At 41.1% G+C, this 20958-nt stretch carries 21 protein-coding genes; 14 read left to right on the top strand and 7 right to left on the bottom strand.

Translation table 11 applies throughout. The annotated features are described in order from the left end of the window. Window positions 1-538: 538 nt before the first annotated feature. From J4E76_RS07560 to J4E76_RS07535, 6 genes are all read left to right on the top strand, one after another. Window positions 539-1489, top strand: coding sequence for an AraC family transcriptional regulator (locus tag J4E76_RS07560; RefSeq protein ID WP_208502658.1), 951 nt, complete (start codon window positions 539-541; stop codon window positions 1487-1489). Between the two features lie 125 nt (window positions 1490-1614). Beyond that, window positions 1615-2295: a DUF2064 domain-containing protein gene (locus J4E76_RS07555; protein ID WP_208502656.1), complete on the top strand. Its 681-nt coding sequence runs from the start codon at window positions 1615-1617 to the stop codon at window positions 2293-2295. A 64-nt stretch (window positions 2296-2359) separates the two neighbouring features. After that, window positions 2360-2695 carry an arsenosugar biosynthesis-associated peroxidase-like protein gene (locus J4E76_RS07550; protein WP_208502654.1) on the top strand — a complete coding sequence of 112 codons (336 nt, stop codon included), beginning with the start codon at window positions 2360-2362 and terminating at the stop codon, window positions 2693-2695. Between the two features lies 1 nt (window position 2696). Next, on the top strand, window positions 2697-3755 hold the full coding sequence (gene arsS / locus J4E76_RS07545) for an arsenosugar biosynthesis radical SAM (seleno)protein ArsS (protein WP_208502652.1): 1059 nt from the start codon (window positions 2697-2699) through the stop codon (window positions 3753-3755). Further along, window positions 3703-4734: an arsenosugar biosynthesis arsenite methyltransferase ArsM gene (gene arsM, locus J4E76_RS07540; protein ID WP_236017294.1), complete on the top strand. Its 1032-nt coding sequence runs from the start codon at window positions 3703-3705 to the stop codon at window positions 4732-4734. Before arsS ends, arsM begins: the two co-directional genes overlap by 53 nt. Before the next feature lie 120 nt (window positions 4735-4854). Further along, window positions 4855-6306: a hypothetical protein gene (locus J4E76_RS07535; RefSeq protein WP_208502648.1), complete on the top strand. Its 1452-nt coding sequence runs from the start codon at window positions 4855-4857 to the stop codon at window positions 6304-6306. 55 nt (window positions 6307-6361) lie between these two features. On the opposite strand, the gene J4E76_RS07530 is transcribed toward J4E76_RS07535, so the two are convergent. Beyond that, window positions 6362-7537, bottom strand: coding sequence for a PD40 domain-containing protein (locus J4E76_RS07530; protein ID WP_208502646.1), 1176 nt, complete (start codon window positions 7535-7537; stop codon window positions 6362-6364). A gap of 164 nt (window positions 7538-7701) precedes the next feature. Between J4E76_RS07530 and J4E76_RS07525 the strand changes: the two genes are divergently transcribed. Both J4E76_RS07525 and J4E76_RS07520 read left to right on the top strand, forming a co-directional pair. Next, window positions 7702-10119, top strand: coding sequence for an ABC transporter permease (locus J4E76_RS07525; RefSeq protein ID WP_208502644.1), 2418 nt, complete (start codon window positions 7702-7704; stop codon window positions 10117-10119). 51 nt (window positions 10120-10170) lie between these two features. Further along, window positions 10171-10941 carry a MerR family transcriptional regulator gene (locus J4E76_RS07520; RefSeq protein WP_208502642.1) on the top strand — a complete coding sequence of 257 codons (771 nt, stop codon included), beginning with the start codon at window positions 10171-10173 and terminating at the stop codon, window positions 10939-10941. Window position 10942: 1 nt separating this feature from the next. Here J4E76_RS07520 and J4E76_RS07515 read toward each other — a convergent pair whose 3' ends face one another. Next, entirely contained in the window at window positions 10943-11875 is a 933-nt protein-coding gene (locus J4E76_RS07515) for a hydrogen peroxide-inducible genes activator (protein ID WP_208502640.1), read from the bottom strand. A 90-nt stretch (window positions 11876-11965) separates the two neighbouring features. Between J4E76_RS07515 and J4E76_RS07510 the strand changes: the two genes are divergently transcribed. Together J4E76_RS07510 and J4E76_RS07505 are read left to right on the top strand one after the other, a co-directional pair. Next, window positions 11966-12418, top strand: coding sequence for a Dps family protein (locus J4E76_RS07510; RefSeq protein WP_208502638.1), 453 nt, complete (start codon window positions 11966-11968; stop codon window positions 12416-12418). Window positions 12419-12421: 3 nt separating this feature from the next. Beyond that, entirely contained in the window at window positions 12422-12811 is a 390-nt protein-coding gene (locus J4E76_RS07505; protein ID WP_208502636.1) for an acyl-CoA thioesterase, read from the top strand. A 27-nt stretch (window positions 12812-12838) separates the two neighbouring features. Here the strand turns inward: J4E76_RS07505 and rsgA are convergent, their stop codons facing one another. Further along, window positions 12839-13762 (bottom strand): ribosome small subunit-dependent GTPase A, encoded by a 924-nt coding sequence (gene rsgA / locus J4E76_RS07500; protein ID WP_208502634.1) that lies wholly within the window; start codon window positions 13760-13762, stop codon window positions 12839-12841. Next, entirely contained in the window at window positions 13759-14997 is a 1239-nt protein-coding gene (locus tag J4E76_RS07495) for a 3-deoxy-D-manno-octulosonic acid transferase (RefSeq protein ID WP_208502632.1), read from the bottom strand. The genes rsgA and J4E76_RS07495 overlap by 4 nt, the downstream gene beginning before the upstream one ends. Before the next feature lie 190 nt (window positions 14998-15187). Between J4E76_RS07495 and J4E76_RS07490 the strand changes: the two genes are divergently transcribed. Together J4E76_RS07490 and J4E76_RS07485 are read left to right on the top strand one after the other, a co-directional pair. Continuing rightward, window positions 15188-15781, top strand: a complete 594-nt coding sequence (locus tag J4E76_RS07490; RefSeq protein WP_208502630.1) for a hypothetical protein — start codon at window positions 15188-15190, stop codon at window positions 15779-15781. A gap of 19 nt (window positions 15782-15800) precedes the next feature. Continuing rightward, window positions 15801-16814, top strand: coding sequence for a DUF6588 family protein (locus tag J4E76_RS07485; RefSeq protein WP_208502628.1), 1014 nt, complete (start codon window positions 15801-15803; stop codon window positions 16812-16814). Between the two features lie 48 nt (window positions 16815-16862). Here J4E76_RS07485 and J4E76_RS07480 read toward each other — a convergent pair whose 3' ends face one another. After that, window positions 16863-17636 (bottom strand): enoyl-CoA hydratase-related protein, encoded by a 774-nt coding sequence (locus J4E76_RS07480; protein WP_208502626.1) that lies wholly within the window; start codon window positions 17634-17636, stop codon window positions 16863-16865. A 68-nt stretch (window positions 17637-17704) separates the two neighbouring features. On the opposite strand from J4E76_RS07480, the gene J4E76_RS07475 reads away from it, so the two are divergent. Next, the gene (locus J4E76_RS07475; RefSeq protein ID WP_208502624.1) at window positions 17705-18184 is read left to right on the top strand and encodes a low molecular weight protein-tyrosine-phosphatase; all 480 of its coding nucleotides are present in this window, start codon (window positions 17705-17707) and stop codon (window positions 18182-18184) included. Window positions 18185-18307: 123 nt separating this feature from the next. Here the strand turns inward: J4E76_RS07475 and J4E76_RS07470 are convergent, their stop codons facing one another. Next, window positions 18308-19567, bottom strand: coding sequence for an aspartate kinase (locus tag J4E76_RS07470; RefSeq protein WP_208502622.1), 1260 nt, complete (start codon window positions 19565-19567; stop codon window positions 18308-18310). Between the two features lie 73 nt (window positions 19568-19640). On the opposite strand from J4E76_RS07470, the gene fbp reads away from it, so the two are divergent. Further along, entirely contained in the window at window positions 19641-20636 is a 996-nt protein-coding gene (fbp, locus tag J4E76_RS07465) for a class 1 fructose-bisphosphatase (protein WP_208502620.1), read from the top strand. Here the strand turns inward: fbp and J4E76_RS07460 are convergent. Continuing rightward, window positions 20633-20953: a hypothetical protein gene (locus J4E76_RS07460; protein ID WP_208502619.1), complete on the bottom strand. Its 321-nt coding sequence runs from the start codon at window positions 20951-20953 to the stop codon at window positions 20633-20635. The genes fbp and J4E76_RS07460 overlap by 4 nt on opposite strands. Window positions 20954-20958: the final 5 nt, after the last annotated feature.

The following is a 20958-nucleotide window of genomic DNA, read 5'->3' as shown; positions in this document are numbered from 1 at the left end:
AGTGCTTGCTTCGAGATTTTGTGCATGAAAAAAGAATAGTGCTTAGCACGGGCTTTTCTATGGTCAGGCGTGATGATTCAGGATCGCGTCAGCAACCCTGTTAAGTGCTTGCTTCGAGATTTTGTGCATGAAAAAAGAACAGTGCGCAGCACGGGCTTTTCTATGGTCAGGCGTGATGAGTTAGGATCGCGTCAGCAATCCTGTTAAGTATTTGCTTCGAGATTTTGTGCATGAAAAAAGAACAGTGCGCAGCACGGGCTTTTGTATGGTCAGGAGTGGGGAGTCAGGATCGCGTTAGCAATCCTGTTAAGTGCTTGTTTCGAGATTTTGTGCATGAAAAAAGAATAGTGCTTAGCACGGGCTTTTCTATGGTCAGGCGTGATGATTCAGGATCGCGCCAGCAATCTTGTTAAGTGCTTGCTTTGAAACTATGAGGTGACGATAAACCTGTAGCGAAACAACTCATACCGTAACCACTTACATAAAATTTGAATTGACTTTATTCATCCCTCGTTAGATTGGGTTAAAGGTCAACTCAATGATAGCATACAAAGGTCAACACACTATTCATAGAAAAGGTGGACAGATTTACTGGCGTGCCGAACACGGACAAATCGAGGGAATTAACAACGGTTATGCTCATTTCACTTCGAAAGATCTCCTAGGTGAGGATCAAAAAACAAGGTTTTCGATTCGCTTTGGATTGAAAGGTACTCAGCTCTATCATATCAATGATGCTCAACTTCGAGTAAATACAGATCAGTTTCTGGTAATGAATCACGAAACCGAATATTCGGTCAGTTCTGAATATGGAGAAGATACCACGATGCTCGCTTTCTGCTTCAACGAAAACTTTGTGAAGGATTTTGTATCATACCATATGCGTACTCAAGCTGGACTTCTAGATGGTTTTGGGTTGTATGATTTGAGCGACCCTCTGCCCGAGTTTCCACTTCATACACTACCAATAACCGACAAACTAAGAGTGGCTATTGAGGATGCTATGGGTAATAAAATGAATCGTTTTAACGATACTGACGATTACGACCTCTTTAGCAGTATGCTCGAATCTGTCTTTGCCAGTGCCAACTCCTCTCTGAATGTTTTTCAAGATCAGGAAATTGTAAAAAGATCGACAAAGGTTGAGTTGTATAAGAGGCTGTCAATAGCTCGAGACTATATACAGGCACACTTTTCTGAGGATGTTAATCTCAATGAGCTTTCTAAGGTCGCATGCCTATCACCTTACCATTTCCATAGAGCATTCAAACATACTTTTGGTATTACGCCAAAGAAATTTGTTACTGGCTTAAGGATTGAAAAAGCCAAATGGTTATTGTTAAACAAGTCCTTTTCAGTCCAGACGATTTGCACAGAAGTAGGGTTCAAAGATGTGAGTTCATTTACACGACTTTTTACAAGTTATGCAGGACTTACTCCTTCGGTTTTCAGAAATCAGTCGAGACGCACTGTTTCCAGTTTAGCATAAATACAACCTTTCTTTATCTGCTCTGCACTAGATAGATGTTTGTTAGCTGACATTTAGAGAATCTGAATCTCCTCTTGTGAAATTAATTTTGAGAATGCGCGGTTAAGGCTCTAAATTCCCATTGAATGTCATCAAATAAAACGGCAGTATTATTCTTTTCGCGGACTCTCAAAGATGAGTTTAAAGCCAAGTCTTTTGGCTTGAATAGAACTGGGTTTTCTTCTTTATATAAGTTCTTCGTCAATAAGACGCTCCAAACAGTAAAAGACTCTGGTTTACCGCTTATTGAGGTTTACTCAAATGAGCAAGTGGGCGACACTTTCGGTGAAAGACTAACTCATGCCCTAAAAACAGTTGCTCAGCAAGGATTCGAAAGTGTCATTGTTATTGGTAATGATGCCCCGGAACTATCTGCGAGCGATATTCAAAAGGCTGGTATGGCCCTGCAAAAAGGGTATAGTGTTCTTGGCCGTGATGATCGTGGAGGAGTTTACCTTTTAGGAGTTGATTTATCAGAGGCCCATGCCATTGATTTTGAGAGCATTCGCTGGCATTCTGATTCAGTGCATCATCAGTTGAGTGGTTTATTGAATAATGTCATTGACCTCAAGACCAGACTAGATCTCAACACTTATGAGGATGTCAATTTCCTTCTCCGATTTAAATCGACCCTGAACAGAGGCGTTCGGTTATTTCTGCGGAATATCTTTTATCATACAACCGGGACTATCCGAGCTTATCTGGGGTTCAACCCATTTGCTGTTACAGTCAGAGTTGTCCGGGGTCCCCCTCAATTTGCTTTTTGATCGGTAACCAATTCACGCTAGTAATAGCCACTAGCACTGATTTTCAATACTTAAAGCAATTAGCATGTCTAAGACTTATTATAAACCTGAGGACCTGAAGAAGTTCTCTAAGATTACAGAATTACAAGAAGAAATGGGTACCAAGTTTTTCGACTGGTACGGAAGCGTTTTTAAGCCAGGTGCATTAACGGCTCGGGAGAAAGCGCTCATTGCATTAGCAGTTTCCCATGCTGTTCAGTGCCCATATTGCATAGATGCATATACAGACTCATGTATGAAAAAAGGAGCAGATGAAGAACAAATGATGGAAGCGGTGCACGTTGCTGCGGCTATCAAAGGTGGTGCTGTTCTAGTGCACGGAGTTCAGATGATGAATGAAATGGAAGACAAATTAATGTAATATGGCACTTGCTACTCAAAGCCTAAAGAAGACCAAGCATTGGTTATCTACACCAGAAGAGCAGATTAAAGTGCTGAGCGATCATGCCAGTATTGGTATACCCTCTTTTGGAGATAAGATTGCAGAGGTTGGTATGAAAATACTTAAGCCGGTAAGTGTTGAAGTTTTTCAAATCAATGTAGGGAAGATGTGCAACCAGGTGTGCAAGCATTGTCATGTCGATGCCGGTCCAGATCGTAAAGAGATCATGACCAGAGCTACTATGCAGCAATGTTTGGAAGCACTGAAAAACCCCGATATCAAGGTCGTGGATTTGACTGGTGGGGCACCGGAAATGAACCCTGAGTTCAGGTGGTTTGTGGAAGAATTATCAAAGCTAGGTAAGCAGGTCCTTGTGCGCTGTAATCTTACCATCATCCTAGCCAACCCTAAGTACAATGACCTTCCAGAGTTCTTCAAAAAGCACAGGGTTAATGTGGTTTCTTCTTTGCCATCTTTTACGGCTAGGCGAACTGATGCACAAAGGGGAGATGGTGTTTTTGAAAAGTCCATAAAAGCCCTTCAGATGTTAAATGCTGTTGGCTACGGAAAAGAAGGAACAGGACTCAAGCTTGATTTAGTTTATAACCCATCGGGGGCTTACCTGCCTGACGATCAGGTTGTACTTCAACAAGAGTATGAAAGGAAGCTGAAGGATAGCTATGACATTGTGTTTAACGATCTTTTTGCGATCACGAATCTACCCGTCAGTCGTTTCTTAGACTACCTGATTAGATCAGAGAATTACGAAGACTATATGAATGAACTGACTAACGCCTTTAATCCAATGGCGGTAGCAGGGGTTATGTGCCGAAGTATGGTGTCTGTGGGATGGGACGGTTATTTATATGACTGTGACTTCAACCAAATGCTTGAATTGAAACTTACCGATGGCGCTCCAAATCACGTGAGTGATTTTGATTACGAAAAGGTAATGAATCGAGAAATTATTATCAACCAACATTGTTTTGGCTGCACTGCTGGTGCTGGGTCAAGTTGTGGTGGTACGACTACGAATTAATGGAATTATGGAAACTTATTTAGAGACTACAAAAGATATATACAAAGCTGCAGCCGAAACGCCAGATGTGGGATTATGCTGTACGACTACTCCAGTATGGGCATTTCCGGAATTGGAAATCCCTCAAATTATGCTCGACATGAATTATGGGTGTGGTAGTACCGTACATCCAAGGGATTTGATTAACAACCCCAAAGTACTTTATGTCGGTGTTGGTGGTGGAATGGAACTCCTTCAATTCTCTTACTTCAGTCGCCAAAAAAATGGTGTAATAGGAGTGGATGTGGTTGACGAAATGCTGGAAGCTTGTGAGAAGAACATGGCTGAGGCAGCTGCGCAGAACTCGTGGTTCGATCCATCATTTATCGATGTGAGAAAAGGGGATGCTTTGAACCTTCCAATTGAAGACGAAAGTATTGATGTGGCAGCGCAAAACTGTCTCTTCAATATTTTTCATGAGGAGGATTTGAAGAAAGCGCTAGAGGAGATGTACCGAGTACTTAAACCAAGAGGTAGACTGGTACTGTCTGATCCAATCGCAGAGCAGGCTATGCCAGACTCACTTAAGTTCGATGAGAGACTCCGTGGCCTGTGCCTTAGTGGTGCATTGCCTCTGGATGACTACATCAAGATGATCACTGATGTTGGCTTTGGAACGATTGAGATTCGCGCCAAGCGCCCTTACAGAATTCTTGATCCTAAAAACTATGATACACCGAATAGAATATTTATCGAGAGTGTAGAAGTAGCAGCAATTAAAGATCCTATGCCTGAAGATGGACCATGTGTCTTTACTGGACGAACAGCGATCTATACAGGTGATAAAGAATACTTTGACGATCACCAAGGTCATGTGTTGCTACCTAATCAACCTTTAGCCGTTTGTGACAAAACAGCGGATAATCTAGGGGCTCTGGATGATGATAATATTTGGGTCTCAGGTAGTACCTACTTCTATGATGGAGGAGGTTGTTGCTAGACCTACAATACCACATTATGAATGCCGGCTTATAGTCGGCATTTTTTGATTTAAGCCCTTCTTGTTAATTGTTGTCTGGCTTCGGTCATTTTTATTAAATTCATGCTTCAACTTTAGACTATGGCTCAATTAAGAAGACCTGATGACAATGAAGAGGGTAAGTTAAGGCGGTGGGTTTCCAACTTGCAGTTAGAAAGCTGGCAGCTTGAACTACTGATTACAGGGTTCTCAATTTTCTTGTTGGCCACCAGTATTACTCAATACGAAGAATTCAGTGCTTCTTTTCGGTTTAACAAACTGATCCCAACTTCTTCCTCGAATATTGTTTTTGTTGGCTCTGGACGCTTTATTATCAATACTATTCCACTGGCATTGAAATTTTTTCTGGTCAGTTTATTAGTACACCTACTATTAAGAGGTTTTTGGATTGGTATTGTGGGGCTGAGTTCAGTTTCCAACAATATTGACTTGGACTCCCTTAAATTGAAAGGGCCCTTTCGAAAAAAGATACCAGAGAAAACAAGAAGTCTTGACGACCTAATTTTTTACCTGGATCAGGTGTCCAGTGTCATTTTTGCATATACCTACCTGTTAGCATTTTCTATTATTTCAGTAATGCTGGTATCGGCATTCCTATTCTCCTTGCTGGGGGTTGGAACCTTCTTTCAAAATATTCTAGGAGGAAGCCCTGGAGTCATATTGATGATTTCAGTTTTGTCCTTAATCTTGGTGGTTATATTGACTGTGTGTGCGGTCATTTACTTCTTGGATACCATCTTATTTAGTGCCTTCAAAAAGTCAAAGTGGTTTTCAGTCCTTTACTACCCAATCTATAGGTTCTTCAGTGTTATTTCTTTGTCATTCATTTATAGAAGTATCTATTATCACTTGATTACTAATTACTCTAAGAAACAAATCATAACAGTAACGTTGGTATTGGGTGGAACCCTCTTACTTGCGGAGCGCATTGATTCCTGGGAGACGTATCCATTTTACCCAGAGGTGGTGAGCGAAAACGAGTATACCATTGAAAAAGGGCATTATGATGATGAAAGAAGAAGTGGCTTTATATATACTGCAAGTATTCCATCAAAGTACCTAAAGAATGACTTTCTTGAGCTTTTTATACGGTATTCCCCGCGAAGCAATGAAGTGCTAGACTTTCTATGTCCGGACTTCCGAAATCTTGAAAGAAGTACTTCATTCACAGCTGCGATGAGTGCTGGTATGCAGTCAGTGCAAGATACCACTGTTACAATTGAAGACTTACTTGGTACCGATGAGAAGTACGAGAAACTTGTAAGGTCTTCTGCTATATGCATGGGGAGTCTCTATGAGGTTTATATTGATGGCCAAAAACTAGAGAACCTTGAATACTTCTTTACCCGTCATGATAATAAAGGAGAAAGAGGTGTAGAAACAGTGATTGATATAGCTGATCTCAAACGTGGGCGTCATTTGATCACTATCAACATGACCAGATTTCAAGGAAACCCTTTTCTTATCGAAAAGATGTCCGAAGATAGATTGGAGAAGGAGACTTTGGTAAAGATTTCCTTTTGGAAGGAGTAGTCCACCTAAAGTGAGGAACATGATTCCACGGTTGATGATATTGGTCTGAGTCAATCTATTGAGATGACTTAACCCATGTAGCTGTTGTCACATAGTTGATGTCTGTCAACTTCGTATTCTCAGATCCATCCACTCTGATTTTCCATACGTTCTCGGTATTCTCCTGTGCAGTCGACTCTGAACCCACATATAGAATCCATTCTTCATCTGGTGATAGACTAATATCTGTTTTCAGTGGAGGGGTCACATCTGTTACCTGCTGATGCTGGCCAGTTTCTGCATCGATTATGACTATTTCAGTTGCTAGGTCAGGGTCGGTTGTTACAATTGATAAAACTCTTTTGCTATCTTCAAACCAAGACTGATTTCCAATAAAGACATATTCAAATTGTGGTGCTAGTGTCCGATTATTCGTGCCATCACTATTCATGATCATACTTGTGTCGAGTATTGTCTTAAACAAATCTGAGGGGTCCTGGAGAAATACATGATAGATTATCTTGCTGCCATCGGGAGACCAAATCGGTGTATTAATAGCTGCACTAAAAGAACCTATAAAAACTGGATTTGTGCCATCTCTATTAATGACACAAATACGCCACATTGCCTCTGTCTTTTCATCATTGGTATAATGGCGAGTCGAAAATGCGATTTTCGTCCCGTCAGGAGACCATCTGGGTTTGTAGTTGGACTTTATTTCAAGATTGATGATTGATGATAGGTTTATTTCTTCCTGTCCATTTCTATCTAAAATTACAATATCATTGCTGTTCTGATCTGATTTGACAACTGCGATTGCAGAACCGTCAGGAGACGTCCATGGATCGGAATAGGTTGTTAGGTCTTTGCAACCATGAGTCAGGGCACGACCAATAGAGTTTGTTTTTCTTTCATAGGATAGTGTACGGGTGTCCAAGGAGAATATATCCATCGGTGAACATGGGTTGTCAATGATTGCCTGAAATGTTGCTTTGCTAAAGTCGTCAGATGAAGTGACAAAGACTGCCGATAGAGCGCTGTTGCTTGTCACTTCGGTGAGGTTATTACCTTCGGCATCAATGCACTTGAGTTCCCCAAGGAATCTTGAGATTGGAGCCCCTTCCGAATTTTCAATAAACAAGATTCGTAAATCGGATGGTTTAGGGTCAACCATCGGTCCAGGATCATCCTTGCTACATGCGAAAACAAGAGATGATAACACAATTATGGATAACAAGAGTTTTCCTTTCATACTGGTATAGTAGATAACAAGTGAAATTTCGCTGCATGGGATGGGACGAATTGAGATGATAGGCCAGTTCAGGCTGATCGGATAGAAATAATATTACCGATGGAATAATCCGCAAGAATTAACTGAAACGGTATTGATATCTTAATTGTGAAAATCGATAAGTCATGATTAAGAATTATATCAAAGTAGCGCTCAGAAATGTAGCCAGACAGAAGTTTTTTGCATTTATTAATATCACAGGGCTTGCTGTCGGTATTAGCTGTTGTTTGTTAATCCTCACTTATGTCATGGAGGAGCTGAGCTATGATAACTTCCACCCAGATGTAGAAAGCACCTATCGAGTCGCCCTGGATAGAAAATTCCCCGATAATCAGTTCATCTATGCGCGAAGCCCCATGCCAATGGGAAGAACTTTGGTTAGGGACCTTTCAACCGTTAAGTCATCCACTAGGATTTTCAACCAGTTCGGAACACTAACCTTTCAAATAGGAGATAAGTTTTTTGATGAAAGGAATGTGCTTGCTGTAGATTCTACCTTCTTCGCTTTCTTTGCTGTCGACTTTATTGAAGGAGACAAGACAACTGCGCTGGATTTACCCAATTCCCTGATCATTACAGAGGCCATGGCCACTAAGTACTTTGGGACCGAAGATCCTTTGGGTAAGCAGCTCACCATTCAAAATGTAGGTGAGATGCTTGTTAGGGGTGTGGTGAAACCAATGCCTTCTAATACTCATTTTCACTTTGACTTTCTCTTTTCGCTAAGCTCGATGCCAGGTCTTTATCGCAATGAGTTTTGGGGTTCTTACAATGCTCATAATTACATTAAACTTGAAAAAGGGACTGGCCCTACGTTGGTCGAAAGTCAGATAGAAGAGGTGATAAAAACTTACATGGAGCCGCAGATCCAAAATATTCTGGGTATCAGTTGGGCTCAGTATGAGGCGGCAGGCAACGATCACAACTACTTTCTTCAACCCGTATCTGATATTCACCTAAAGTCTAACCACCAATGGGAACTTGAGGCCAATGGCAATGAAACCATAGTTTATCTTTTTGCCGCCATTTCATTTTTCATCTTACTGATAGCCTGCATCAACTTCATCAACCTAACCACTGCCCGTGCGGCCAATCGAGCACGCGAAGTTGGAATGCGTAAAGTACTTGGGGCGCTCAAAAAGCAATTGGTAGTTCAGTTCTTGACCGAGTCAGTTTTCATGTGTCTTTTTGCCACTGTTGTGGCAATGATTCTGGCTATATTACTGGTTCCGTACTTCAACGATATTTCAGGAAAAGCACTGAATGTTCAAGGCTTGCTGGAGCCAATATTCATTGTGGGACTGGTTGTTTTCTCAATCATTCTGGGGGTAGTCTCTGGCTTATATCCGGCTTTCTTTCTATCTGCTTTCAAGCCGGTGGCAGTACTCAAAGGAAAAATGAGCAGCGGAGCTAAAAACTCATGGTTGAGAAATGGTCTTGTTGTTTTTCAGTTTGGTATTTCGATCATTTTGGTGATTGGCACCTTGGTAATCTATCAACAGATTCAGTTCTTAAATGATAAGCCACTTGGCTTTGACAAGGACCAACTGATAATAATAGAAAGGGCAGATTTATTAGGCGAACAGGCCGAAACGTTCAAGAATATACTCCTTGATAACCCTCAGGTACTCGAAGTTTCAGGAACCAATACGGTCCCGGGTAGACAGATTAACGGTGGCACATTCACCGATGTAACAGGTAATGCCAGCGATCGTTACTTAATGCCAAATATTCGAGGAGATTATGACCTTATCGAGACTATGGGTTTTGAAGTAGTTGAAGGTCGAGCTTTTGACCCGGCTATCGTGTCCGACTCCTCAGCGATTATCGTCAATGAATCAGCAGTGAGGACCTTCGGCTGGCAAGATCCCATTGGGAAGCAATTACAGCCAATCAATGGCCCAATTTCAACAGTCATAGGCGTGGTCAAGGACTTTCACTTTGAGTCATTACATCAGCCTATAGGTCCAGTCGCCTTGTTTGCCTCTGATATTCGTGTTGGGCGACCAAATATCTTTTTGGCTAAAGTATCAACGCAGAATCTGGCAAGCACATTGGCGAGGGTTGAGAGCTCATGGGATGACTTTGTACAACAAAGACCTTTTGACGTGGCCTTTGTCGATCAGGAATTTGGTCAGTTATATGATGCTGAAGAAAGAAGCGGCAGGCTCTTTACAGCATTTTCCGTGTTGGCGATCGTGATTGCTTGTCTTGGTGCTTTTGGTTTGGCGGCATTTCTGGCAACACAGAGAAGCAAAGAGATCGGGGTACGCAAAGTACTCGGAGCGTCTACTAGTAGCATTGTAGGTCTTTTGTCAAAGGAATTTGTGAAACTGATTCTGGTAGCTAATCTTATCGCCTGGCCGGTTGCCTTCTTTTTAATGAGGCAATGGCTGGAAACATTTGCGTATGCTATCGGCATCAACCTAATGGTCTTTGTTTTGGCCACTTTGGCATCTTTGTTCATTGCGCTTTCAACGGTTTCATTTCACAGTATCAGAGCAGCTTTGAAAAACCCTGCTGAAACATTACATCAAGAATAATTTGAAAATTACTTGACTCTCACGTAACGTGAGCCACTTTCTTTGTTTGAAATGGAAAATGGTTATCAGCAATATTCAGTGAAACAACTTTCTGTCTTGGCAGGAGTGAGCATCCGAACCTTGCATCATTATGATGATATCGGCTTGCTTAAACCTGCCGCCAGATCAGATAAGGGGTATCGTTTTTACCGTAGAGAAGAACTCTTCAGGCTTCAGCAAATCATGTTTTATAAAACTATAGGATATGGATTGGAGGAGATAAAAGAGATTCTCGACAATGAAAATTTCGACCTTATCACTGCACTTAGATCACATAAAAAAGTGTTGAAGGACAGAGCTGTACACTTGAAGAAGTTGATGACTACCATTGATAAAACTATCAATGAACTTAAAGACAAAGAAGGTATGATTACAGACAAAGAGATGTACGAAGGGTTTCAGCCAGAGGAGGTTGAATCAATTAAGAAAGAAACTATTGAAAGGTGGCCTGATGAGGCACCTCAAGTTGAAGAGAGAATCAGAAATATGAGTAAGCAGGCTTGGAAAGAGACCAAGCAGGAAGCCGAGGAAATAAATCTTTGGCTTGCTAATCTAATCCATAAGCCTGTTGACCATATCGATGTCCAAAAGGTGATAAAGCTTCACTTTGACCATTTGAACAAGTTTTACGAGGTGTCAGAGGAACGTTACCGAGGCCTTGCGGAAATGTATCTACAAGATGATCGTTTCAAGGCTCATTATGAGAGCGTTAAACCGGGCCTTGCGGCATTTCTAAACAAGGGGATTCATCAATTCTGTGATAACGGAATGGAGGTAGCTTAGTCTATCTCCATTTTATGCGATTGAAAGTTTTTGCCTTTCGAAAATGAGATGGAGTGTTTACCAGTATAGCGTGCTTAATTAGCTCTAGTATCGCCTCTTTATTAAAGCTTTGATGTACTACCATGCTGATCTCCCTGCTCGGTTCGGGCTGATCAAAACGTTTAATTCTGTCATCAGTAGACAGGGTATCGATAACCGATAGTTCCGGGACTAGTGTATAACCCATGTGATTCTTGACCAAATTCTTTAGTGTTTCGATAGACCCGCTTTCGTAGCTTAAGTTGTTGTTTTGAGCATTCTTCTTTTGACTACAAACTCGTAATACTTGATTTCGTAGGCAGTGTCCCTGATTTAACAACCAAAGCCCTTTTTCCGGCAGGTCGGAAGGTTGAATATGCTCCTGAATGAATAATGGGTGTTGTTCGGCACTATAGATCAGAAAGGGCTCATTGTACATAGGGATTTCACGAAGGCCGTTTTCATCCAGAGGGGTGGCCAATATTCCAATGTCCAGCAAGTCGTTCTTTAGGTCGGCAATAATCTGTTCAGACTCAATTTCTCTTATGACTAGGTTGATCTTAGGGTTTTCATCTATAAACTGTTTGAGGAATCTTGGCATCAGATAAGGTGCGACCGTGGGAATGACTCCAATTCTAAAAGTGCCACTTAAGTCGTCTTTTTCCATGTTTATGAAAGACTTTAGGCTATTCACCTCTCTTAGGATTTGCCGAGCACTTTCTATAACCCGAATGCCGGTTTTTGTCGGGGCTATCGGATGCTTAGATCGGTCAAATATCTGAATGCCCATTTCAGTTTCGAGCTTCTTGATCTGAAGTGTGAGGGTGGGCTGTGTAACAAAGCAACTTTCAGCGGCATTGACGAAGTGCCTGTGTGTATCGAGTGCAACGATGTATTCTAATTGTTGTAATGTCATATAGATAAAATCTATATCAAATCTAGGAACATATATTTTATAAATAAAGTTATTCTAGTGTTAATTGAAACGAAAACTTAAAACTTAGATATGGAAACTTTATTAGAAAATCAGGTCGTTGAGAAACTCAATAGACTATTAATCAACTATCAAGTTCACTACCAAAACCTAAGACTCTTTCATTGGAATGTGAAGGGTCCATTTTTCTTTATTCTTCATGAGAAATTCGAGGAGCTATACAATGAGGCCGCTTTAAAAATTGACGAAGTAGCGGAACGTATTTTGGCCTTGAACGGTATACCCAAAGGTTCTTTGAAGAATATCTTATCAAATGCTAATGTAGAATCACATGAAGAGATTATGGATGCAAGCGCCATGGTAAAGGCTATAATCAATGCAAATAAGGTACTCATCGAAAATCTAGAAGAGCTTTTGGAAGAGGCGGGAAAAGCAGGTGATGAAGGTACATTGGACATCTTTACCAGTTATATTCAAGAATTACAAAAACAGAACTGGATGATGAAGTCATTCTTAAATAATTAGCCTATGAACTTTCACACGCGTAAATGGGTGAAGCCCGAAGATCTTAATCCTAACGGTAGTCTTTTTGGCGGTCGACTGTTGGAATGGATTGATGAAGAAGCTGCCCTCTATACCATTGTTCAACTGGAGAACAGAAAGATCGTCACCAAGTTCATGTCAGAGATCAATTTCATCAATGCACCAGTGCAGGGTGATATTATTGAAATTGGCATTGAGGCAGTTGCCTTTGGAAAAACCTCTATGACCATGCGTTGTGAGGTTAGAAACAAGCTGACAAGAGAAGAAATACTGAGTATTGACCGTATTGTGATGGTTAATCTTGGCCCTGATGGAAAATCAGCTCCCCATGGTAAGACCAAGGTGGAGTATGTTAGGGATAGGCTTGAAGGGTGACAAAACCTGAGAGAGGGGGCAGATTTGTTACCTGCGATTGTCGTAATCTTCCAAGATGCTCAGGTAGCTGTGATATCTTGAAGCTTCTATTTTGCCTTCCTCAAATGCTTCCAGTACCTGACATCCAGGCTCATTGGTATGGAGACAGTTATTGAATTTACATTCACCTAAGTAGGCTCTCATCTCAGGAAAGTAATGACTGATTTCTGAGGCTTCCATGTCAACAAGGCCGAGCTCTTTAATGCCTGGGGTATCAATAATCTTTGAGGAACTATCCATCTCGAACATTTCGGCAAAAGTGGTAGTATGGGTGCCCTTATTGGCATAGGTGGATACTTCTCCTGTTTTTTGTACTTGTCCGGGTACTAAAATATTCAAAAGGGTAGACTTGCCTACACCAGAGTGACCCGCGATCAGAGTCGTTTTGTCTTTCAATAGGCCCTTCAATTCCTCTATTCCTTCTTCATCCAAAACCGAAATCAGGCTGCCTTTGTAGCCCAATCCTTCGTACATCTCTATCAATTCATTGCAAAAAGCTATACCATCTTCATTAAGTAAATCTTTTTTGTTAAAGACGACCAAGGCGGGGATTCGAAAGGATTCGGCACTCACTAAAAAGCGGTCGATAAAACCCAAAGACGTTTTAGGAAAGGTGACTGTCGCTAATAATAGGGCTTGGTCTACGTTCGAGGCAAGAATATGTGAGAAACCAGTTTTCCTGGTAGATTTTCGAATAATGTAATTGGTCTTTGGATGAAGTTTTGTGATTACTGCCGATTTATCCCCTTTTTCTTCTTCTTCAATTTCCACCCAATCACCAACCGATACGGGGTTATTGATCTTGATGCCATCCATTTTAAACTTACCACGCAATCTACTACGGAAGACTTTGCCAGTTTCAATCTTCACCTCATACCAACTACCTGTAGATTTGATTACCTGTCCCTTCATTTCGTTTGCGCTTTCAAGTAACCGATGATATGTTCTGTAGCACCTCTATTGTCCTCTATGAATTTCTTGCAAATGGATGAAGCATTCCCTCGGAAAGCACTATCTCCCTTAAGTTTAGTTAGTATTTCTGACGATTCTGCTGCTGTGCTCACGCTAAAGGCCCCTCCAAGTTCTTGTAGTGTGATGGACTCGGGAAACTTCTCGAGTCCCTCATTTCCGAAAACTACCGGAAGTCCGAAAGCTACGGCTTCCAAAATATTATGTAATCCATCACCGAAAGCTCCTCCAATATAAGCGAATTCACCATACTGATATACCGAAGATAACATGCCCATTGTGTCTAGAATAAGTACTTCTGTATTGTCAGGGATATGTTCACTTTCAGAATATCTATGAACTCTCTTTTCTAAGCCTAAGTAAATTTTTTGAACACTTCCCTCATCAATCAGGTGGGGTGCTATAATGAGCTTGAGACCTTTAGAGTTATTGATAAACCCATTGAGCACCTGCATGTCAGAGGCCCATGCACTACCAATTACCATTAATAAATCATCTCCTTTAAAACGCTCGATACTTTGATATTGCTGTGGATTCGCAATGGTTTTCAGCACACGATCGAAACGAGAGTCTCCCGAAATGCTGGCTTTCTCAATGCCAATGCTTTTAAGCAATTGTAGTGAAGAATCATTTTGGACAAAGGTATGGTCGAAGAACCCTAACATCCTTCTGTGAAAAGCCCCATGACTTTTGAAGAATATGTGGCTAGGTGTAAACAATGCCGAAACACTATACAAGGGTATGCTTCTTCTATGCGCTTCATTTAGATAATGAAACCAATATTCATACTTGATGAAGAATACTTTAATAGGTTTGACAATGTCAAAGAATTCTTTGGCATTTGAAGGAGTGTCGATCGGCAAATAGAATGTGAAATCGGCAGTTGGATGGTTCTTTCTTTCCTCAAAACCTGAGGGTGAGAAGAAAGTCACTAGTATCTTGCTCGCAGGAGACATAGCCTTATAGGCTTCCATTACAGGTAGTCCTTGCTCAAATTCACCAAGAGATGCTGCATGAAACCAAGTAATAGGACTATGATTGTCACCGATAGCATTTTTGAGCTCAGATAACAGGTTTTTCCTACCACTTATAAAAAGGCGGGCCTTATTGTTAAATAGCGAAGCTAATTTGATAAAGAAGTAATAACACCTGACTCCCAGGTTGTAGAATACAAGCATTGCTCACAAAAATAGGAAACTGCATATATAGTAGTCTACTAAATGTGTTATAAGTCTCTATTATACGCGTAAGTGCTTACTTATGAGTAGGTCCGAGGAGAAGGCATTAAGAATTTTCATATTTTAGTATGTGAAAAGCTAGATTTAGTATTTTACATATCAACGACACTAAAAACTAAACATCAAATCAATGCGCAAAACTTTTTATCTAATTGCCTGTTTAACGCTGGTCCTGTGGGGCTGTGGTGATGCAGGTGTTCAATCAGATGTTTCTAAAAACATTGAGATTGATCCGATTGCCGTGCGACTTTCTGTTCCAGCCCTGGTGGTAGGGCAGCTAGTTCCTCAGACACCACCAATTAATGTTAATACAGGCCAAATTGACATCAGCTCTGACGAGTTTGACGAGTATTTGGATGATACTGAGAAGTTTACTATTAATCAAATCACATATACCATTGATAATTTCCCTGCTGGGAGTTCTGCTGATTTGGATATTGATATGACAATTGAGCTTCAAGGTCAAAGTGTACAACAGCTGTTATCTATTAGAGTTGACAATGTTCAGAATAACCCTGTTGATGTTCTCCTTTATGATAAAAACGCTCCTGGATCGGTGAATGCAGCCGCGATCACGAGTCTTGAACAAGCATTAAAGGACGGTACGTCTTTTCGAGTTGGAATGACCTTAGTGGGTGAGGATGTAACACTTCAGACCCAAGATGTTGATTTCAACTTCATTTTTAAGTTTGACGTTACTGCCAGAATTCAACTGGTAGACTAATCCTCAAAACATCGACAACATGAAAAAAACTTTATTAATACTTTTTGCTGCATGTTTTTTGGCCATTTCACCAAACATGACAAAGGCGCAAGGCCTAGATTTTGATACTTTCCTTGAAGCTGGTATCGATGATGCTAGCTTACTTTTAGAGAGTTATTTACAACCTGCATTTGAAGGTTTTGGATTCGGAATGAATAGTGGCTGGTATAATACTGCCAAACCTCATAAATTTCTTGGTTTCGATGTCACTGTAAGTGCCTCTCTTGCAAGAGTGCCGGATACCAGGCAGTTCTTTACTTTACCAACGGGACTTACTAATGTGAGCCTGACCAACCCATCCGATACTCGAAGGTTACCAACTGTTTTTGGCCCGAATTTGGGGGCAGACGACTTACCAGAGTTACGCTTTACGGATGATAATGGTGAGGAGTTGATCAGAATTTCTGCCCCTACAGGTCTAGGAATAGACGAGGATATAGTGCCCTTTAATGCGGTTCCGGTACCTATGGTCCAGCTCGGATTGGGTCTTTTTAAGGGAACGGAAGTGAAGTTAAGATATATTCCTGAGCAAGATTTTGACGGAGATGGTGGAATGAAGCTCTTTGGTATTGGTATCATGCATGATATAAAACAGTATCTACCAGCAGAAAAACTTCTGCCTTTCGATCTGTCTGTTTTCTTAGGATATACAAACTTGGAATCTTACGTGAATATAGACGAAGACGCAGGGCAGACTGCTGAATTCAATGCGAGTGCCTGGACAGTTCAGGGTGTTATTTCCAAGAAGATACTATTCTTCACTGCTTTTGCAGGTCTGGGATATTCTAATTATGACATTGACTTCAGTATGCTAGGTAATTATACCACTGAGTCCACAACATTTACGGATCCAATCAAATTGAACTACAAGGACAATGGGATTAGAACAAATATCGGTGTGCGAATTAAATTGCTTTTCCTAACCATTACAGGAGAGTATGCGCTTCAAGAGTATAATACGCTAACTGCAGGTGTGGGAATTAGCATCAGATAAGAAACAGAGTATCATAAAATGAAAAGGCCCCGAATTTCGGGGCCTTTTTTAGTTTCCTTTAAAGTCTGGTTTTCGCTTTTCTACAAAGGCATTCATGCCTTCCTTCTGATCGTTTGAAGAGAATAGCATGTAGAAGTTCTTACGCTCAAAATGAAGCCCTTCTTCCAAGTGAACTTCATAGGATCTTTTCACAGATTCCTTGGCCATTTGTACAGCGATAGGAGACATACTTGCTATTTCCTTGGCCAGCTTGGTAGCCTCTTCGAGGTACAGTTCTATGGGTACAATTTTGTTGATCAGACCATAGCCAAGTGCTTCTTCGGCAGAGATAAATTTACCGGTCAAGACCAACTCCATAGCTTTCGCTTTGCCCAGCGCTTTGGTAAGTCTTTGTGTTCCACCTGCACCCGGCATCACACCAATCTTGATTTCAGGTTGGCCAAATTGAGCTGTTTCCGAAGCGACAATCATATCACATGTCATAGCCAACTCACAACCGCCACCCAGCGCAAATCCTGACACTGCCGCGATGATTGGTTTTCGGGTTTTATTGATTTGGTCCCAAGTACTGAATTGGTCCACTTTCCACATATCAATAGTGCCTTTGCCAGCCATCTGCTTAATGTCCGCACCAGCAGCAAATGCCCTTTCATTACCAGTGATGATTATGACTCTGACCTCATCGTCCTGGTCGAGATCTTTTAAGGTGTCACGAATTTCACCCATCAATTGAAGATTGAGTGCATTCAACTCTTTGGGCCTATTCAATTGAATCAGTGCAACATGCTTTGCGTAGGCTTTATCAACTTTTATAAATTCCATAGGTATGAATAAATGTAATCGATTGTTTCTAGTTTTCGATTGCTAATTTAAGAGTCTAAAGGAGATCCATGAGCAAAGTGAAAGTCTTATTTGTCTGTTTGGGCAATATCTGCAGGTCGCCATTGGCGGAAGGAATATTCAGACAACGCGTTGAAGAAAGAGGATTGTCTGATCGATATGAAATAGATTCGTGCGGTACAGCGGCCTATCATATCGGGAAACAACCAGATTCACGATCGATGGCCAATGCGAAAAAGAATGGCGTTTTGTACAATCATTCAGCAAGGCAGTTCGAAGTTGATGACTTTCACAATTTTGATGTCATCCTGCCAATGGATGATTCGAATTATGAGGATGTCATAAGTTTGAAGCCTAGAGATTCAAGAGCGAGGGTGGTGAAAATGAGAGACTATGACAACCTTGGCAATGGGAGTGATGTGCCAGATCCTTACTATGGAGGAGAAAAGGGCTTTCAAGAAGTCTTCGATATTTTGGATCGGTCAGTGAATAGCCTAATTGACAGCTTAGAATTAAGAATTAAGAATTAAGAATTAAGAATTAAGAATTAAGAATTGTTCCTTTCTAGGAGTTCCTTCGAATGTCTAATTAAGAATTTCTTTATCGAGTTACTCATTACGCAATACTCAATACGCTTTTCCCTAATCACCCAATCACTTCCTAAAGACCATTTGGAAGTTGTTTCTTGAGCGTTGTTCAATAATGATCTGCTTATCCTTCATGTGCTCGTTGATGGCTTCCTGATTATAGTTTTTGATGGTAATCATTTCCAACCCTTCATTGTAGTAGATCAAGAACTCATCCATAAGGGCGGTTCGCAGTTGCTCCCTTTTTTTAGGGTTGTCATCCATGCAGATGGTGAACGAGATAGCTGAATTTTGCATCAGGTTTATGGTGAGATTCAGCCTTTTGATATGTTCAAAGATTAAGTGAATATGATGCTCATTGATGAATGAGAAGTCACTGATCTTAAAAGAAATAACTGTTTGTTTGTCCTTATGAATTATGGCAGGTGCAAGGTTCGGAATTATTGATTCTTCAATGGTCGTTCCTTGGTCCTCTGGCGATTGAAAAGAACGAACATATAGCGGAATACCCTTTTGCGCTAGCGGCTTAATTGTTTTGGGGTGAATGACGGATGCACCATAATATGTCATCTCAGCGGCCTCTTTGTAAGGTAGTTTTTCGTAGAGGGTGGTTTTCTCAAATTTCTTTGGATCGGCATTTAAGACTCCAGGTACATCTTTCCAGATGGTAACGGATTCTGCGCTTACCGAAGTAGCGAAGATAGCCGCACTGAAGTCACTACCTTCTCTGCCGAGGGTTGTGCTCTTGAAATCTGAGTTGCTACCAATAAATCCTTGTGTCAAAACAAGTCCCTCTTCGATCGAACGATTTACCTGCGCCTTAATCATAGCTTGAGATGCTCCCCAATCTACCTTGGCTTGCCTGTGCAGATCATCCGTCTTAACTACTTTTCTTGCGTCTAGCCAAGCTGTAGCGATGCTAAGACTATTTAAGTATGCGGCAATGATCTTCGTAGAAAGAATCTCTCCCAAAGAAACGGTCTGATCGTACATATAATCATACCCCATGCTAGAACTGAATTCATTTAATCCATTTTCCAACTGTTCAAAAACATCGGTGAGGTCTTTCTTTAAAACTTCGTCAGATGAAATGCCAAGGTCATTGATAATGGTTTGATGAAAATCTTTTATCTCGGAGAGTTCTGTACTCACTTCTTTTTCCTCCATAGTGAGGCTCAGAAGTTGTTCAAGGGCATTGGTCATTTTGCCCATTGCAGAGACAACAACGATCAATTCGTCAGCTCGGTGAGTCTTTATGATCTCACACATATTTCTGACAGAACCTGCATCTTTTACAGATGCGCCACCAAACTTAAATACTTTCAAGGGACGTGTATAAATTTTACTAATTTCGCTGCAAGTTATTAACGAATTCCGATAAAAAAATTATCACGTACCTATGGGAAAGGCGGAGAATTCGAGAATTGCGTTGCCGGTTGGCTCCAACCTCGATCGATTTATTATGCGAAACCAAGAGGGCTTTCCATTTGCGAGTGGAGAGTTATCTCAGCTAATCAGGGACTTAGCCTATGCAGGGAAGGTTGTGAATAGAGAGATCAACAGGGCAGGACTAGCCGATATTACAGGTGCCTATGGAGCCGAAAATGTTCAAGGAGAGGCACAACAAAATCTAGATGTTGCTGCCGATATTCGTTTTACACGTGCATTGAAGAAGGGTGGAGAAGTAGCAGCGATTATTTCTGAAGAAGTTGAAGATGTTATTGACCTGAATAACCCGAGGGCAAAGTACATTGTAGCGATCGATCCTTTGGATGGTTCTTCGAACATTGATGTGAATGTTTCTGTGGGGACTATCTTTTCTATCTACCGAAGAGTTTCTCCGATGGGGAGCCCAGTCATTAAGGAAGATGTATTGCAGCCTGGAAAAGAACAGGTAGCAGCAGGATATATCCTTTACGGATCTTCAACCATGTTCGTATATACCACTGGTAAGGGAGTGAACGGGTTTACTTATGAGCCTTCTCTTGGAGAGTACATTCTATCACATCAGGATATGAAAATCCCTAAATCTGGCTCTATTTATTCGGTGAACGAAGGCGCGTCAGCATCTTTCCCTAAGGAGGTAAAAGATTACATCGCATCTTGCAAGGAACGAGGGTATTCTGCCCGTTATATCGGTTCTCTGGTGGCGGATTTTCATAGAAACGTACTGAAGGGTGGGATTTATATTTATCCATCTACCGAGAAAGCTCCGAATGGTAAACTCCGATTGATGTATGAATGCAATGCATTAGCATTCATTGCGGAAGAAGCGGGTGGTAAAGCTACCGATGGTTCTAAACGCATCATGGAAATTCAACCAACTTCACTTCATCAAAGAGTACCCTTCTTTGTTGGAAGTAAGGAAATGGTAAAAGAGGCCTCTACACTTTAAGAAGAATACTTCTTTCGGGTTTCAACTTTTTGGAGTTGCCTGTCTAGGATCATTTTTGTGATAACCGATGCCGGATTGTCATTAGACAAGGCAAGAGCTTCCTTGAGCCTATCTTCAGAAACATCTATGCGATAAAGGACATTAATCAGTCGATTAAAGTCCTTTGTCATGAGATCCTCAACAACCCTCATTATCATTAGGAATGCTTGATTATAAGCAATGCCTTGTTGTTCCTCAAGGTTGAGGTAAGACTTATCCAGCTGAAAGTCTTTCTCAAATAGCCTAAGACTGCTTATTAAGTCACTTTGCTGGCTCATTTCAA

This window comes from Roseivirga sp. E12 (assembly GCF_017592825.1).
GTDB lineage: Bacteria > Bacteroidota > Bacteroidia > Cytophagales > Cyclobacteriaceae > Roseivirga.
The sequence above is the reverse complement of the archived record's forward strand: the minus strand, read 5'-3'. Positions and strand labels throughout refer to the sequence as shown.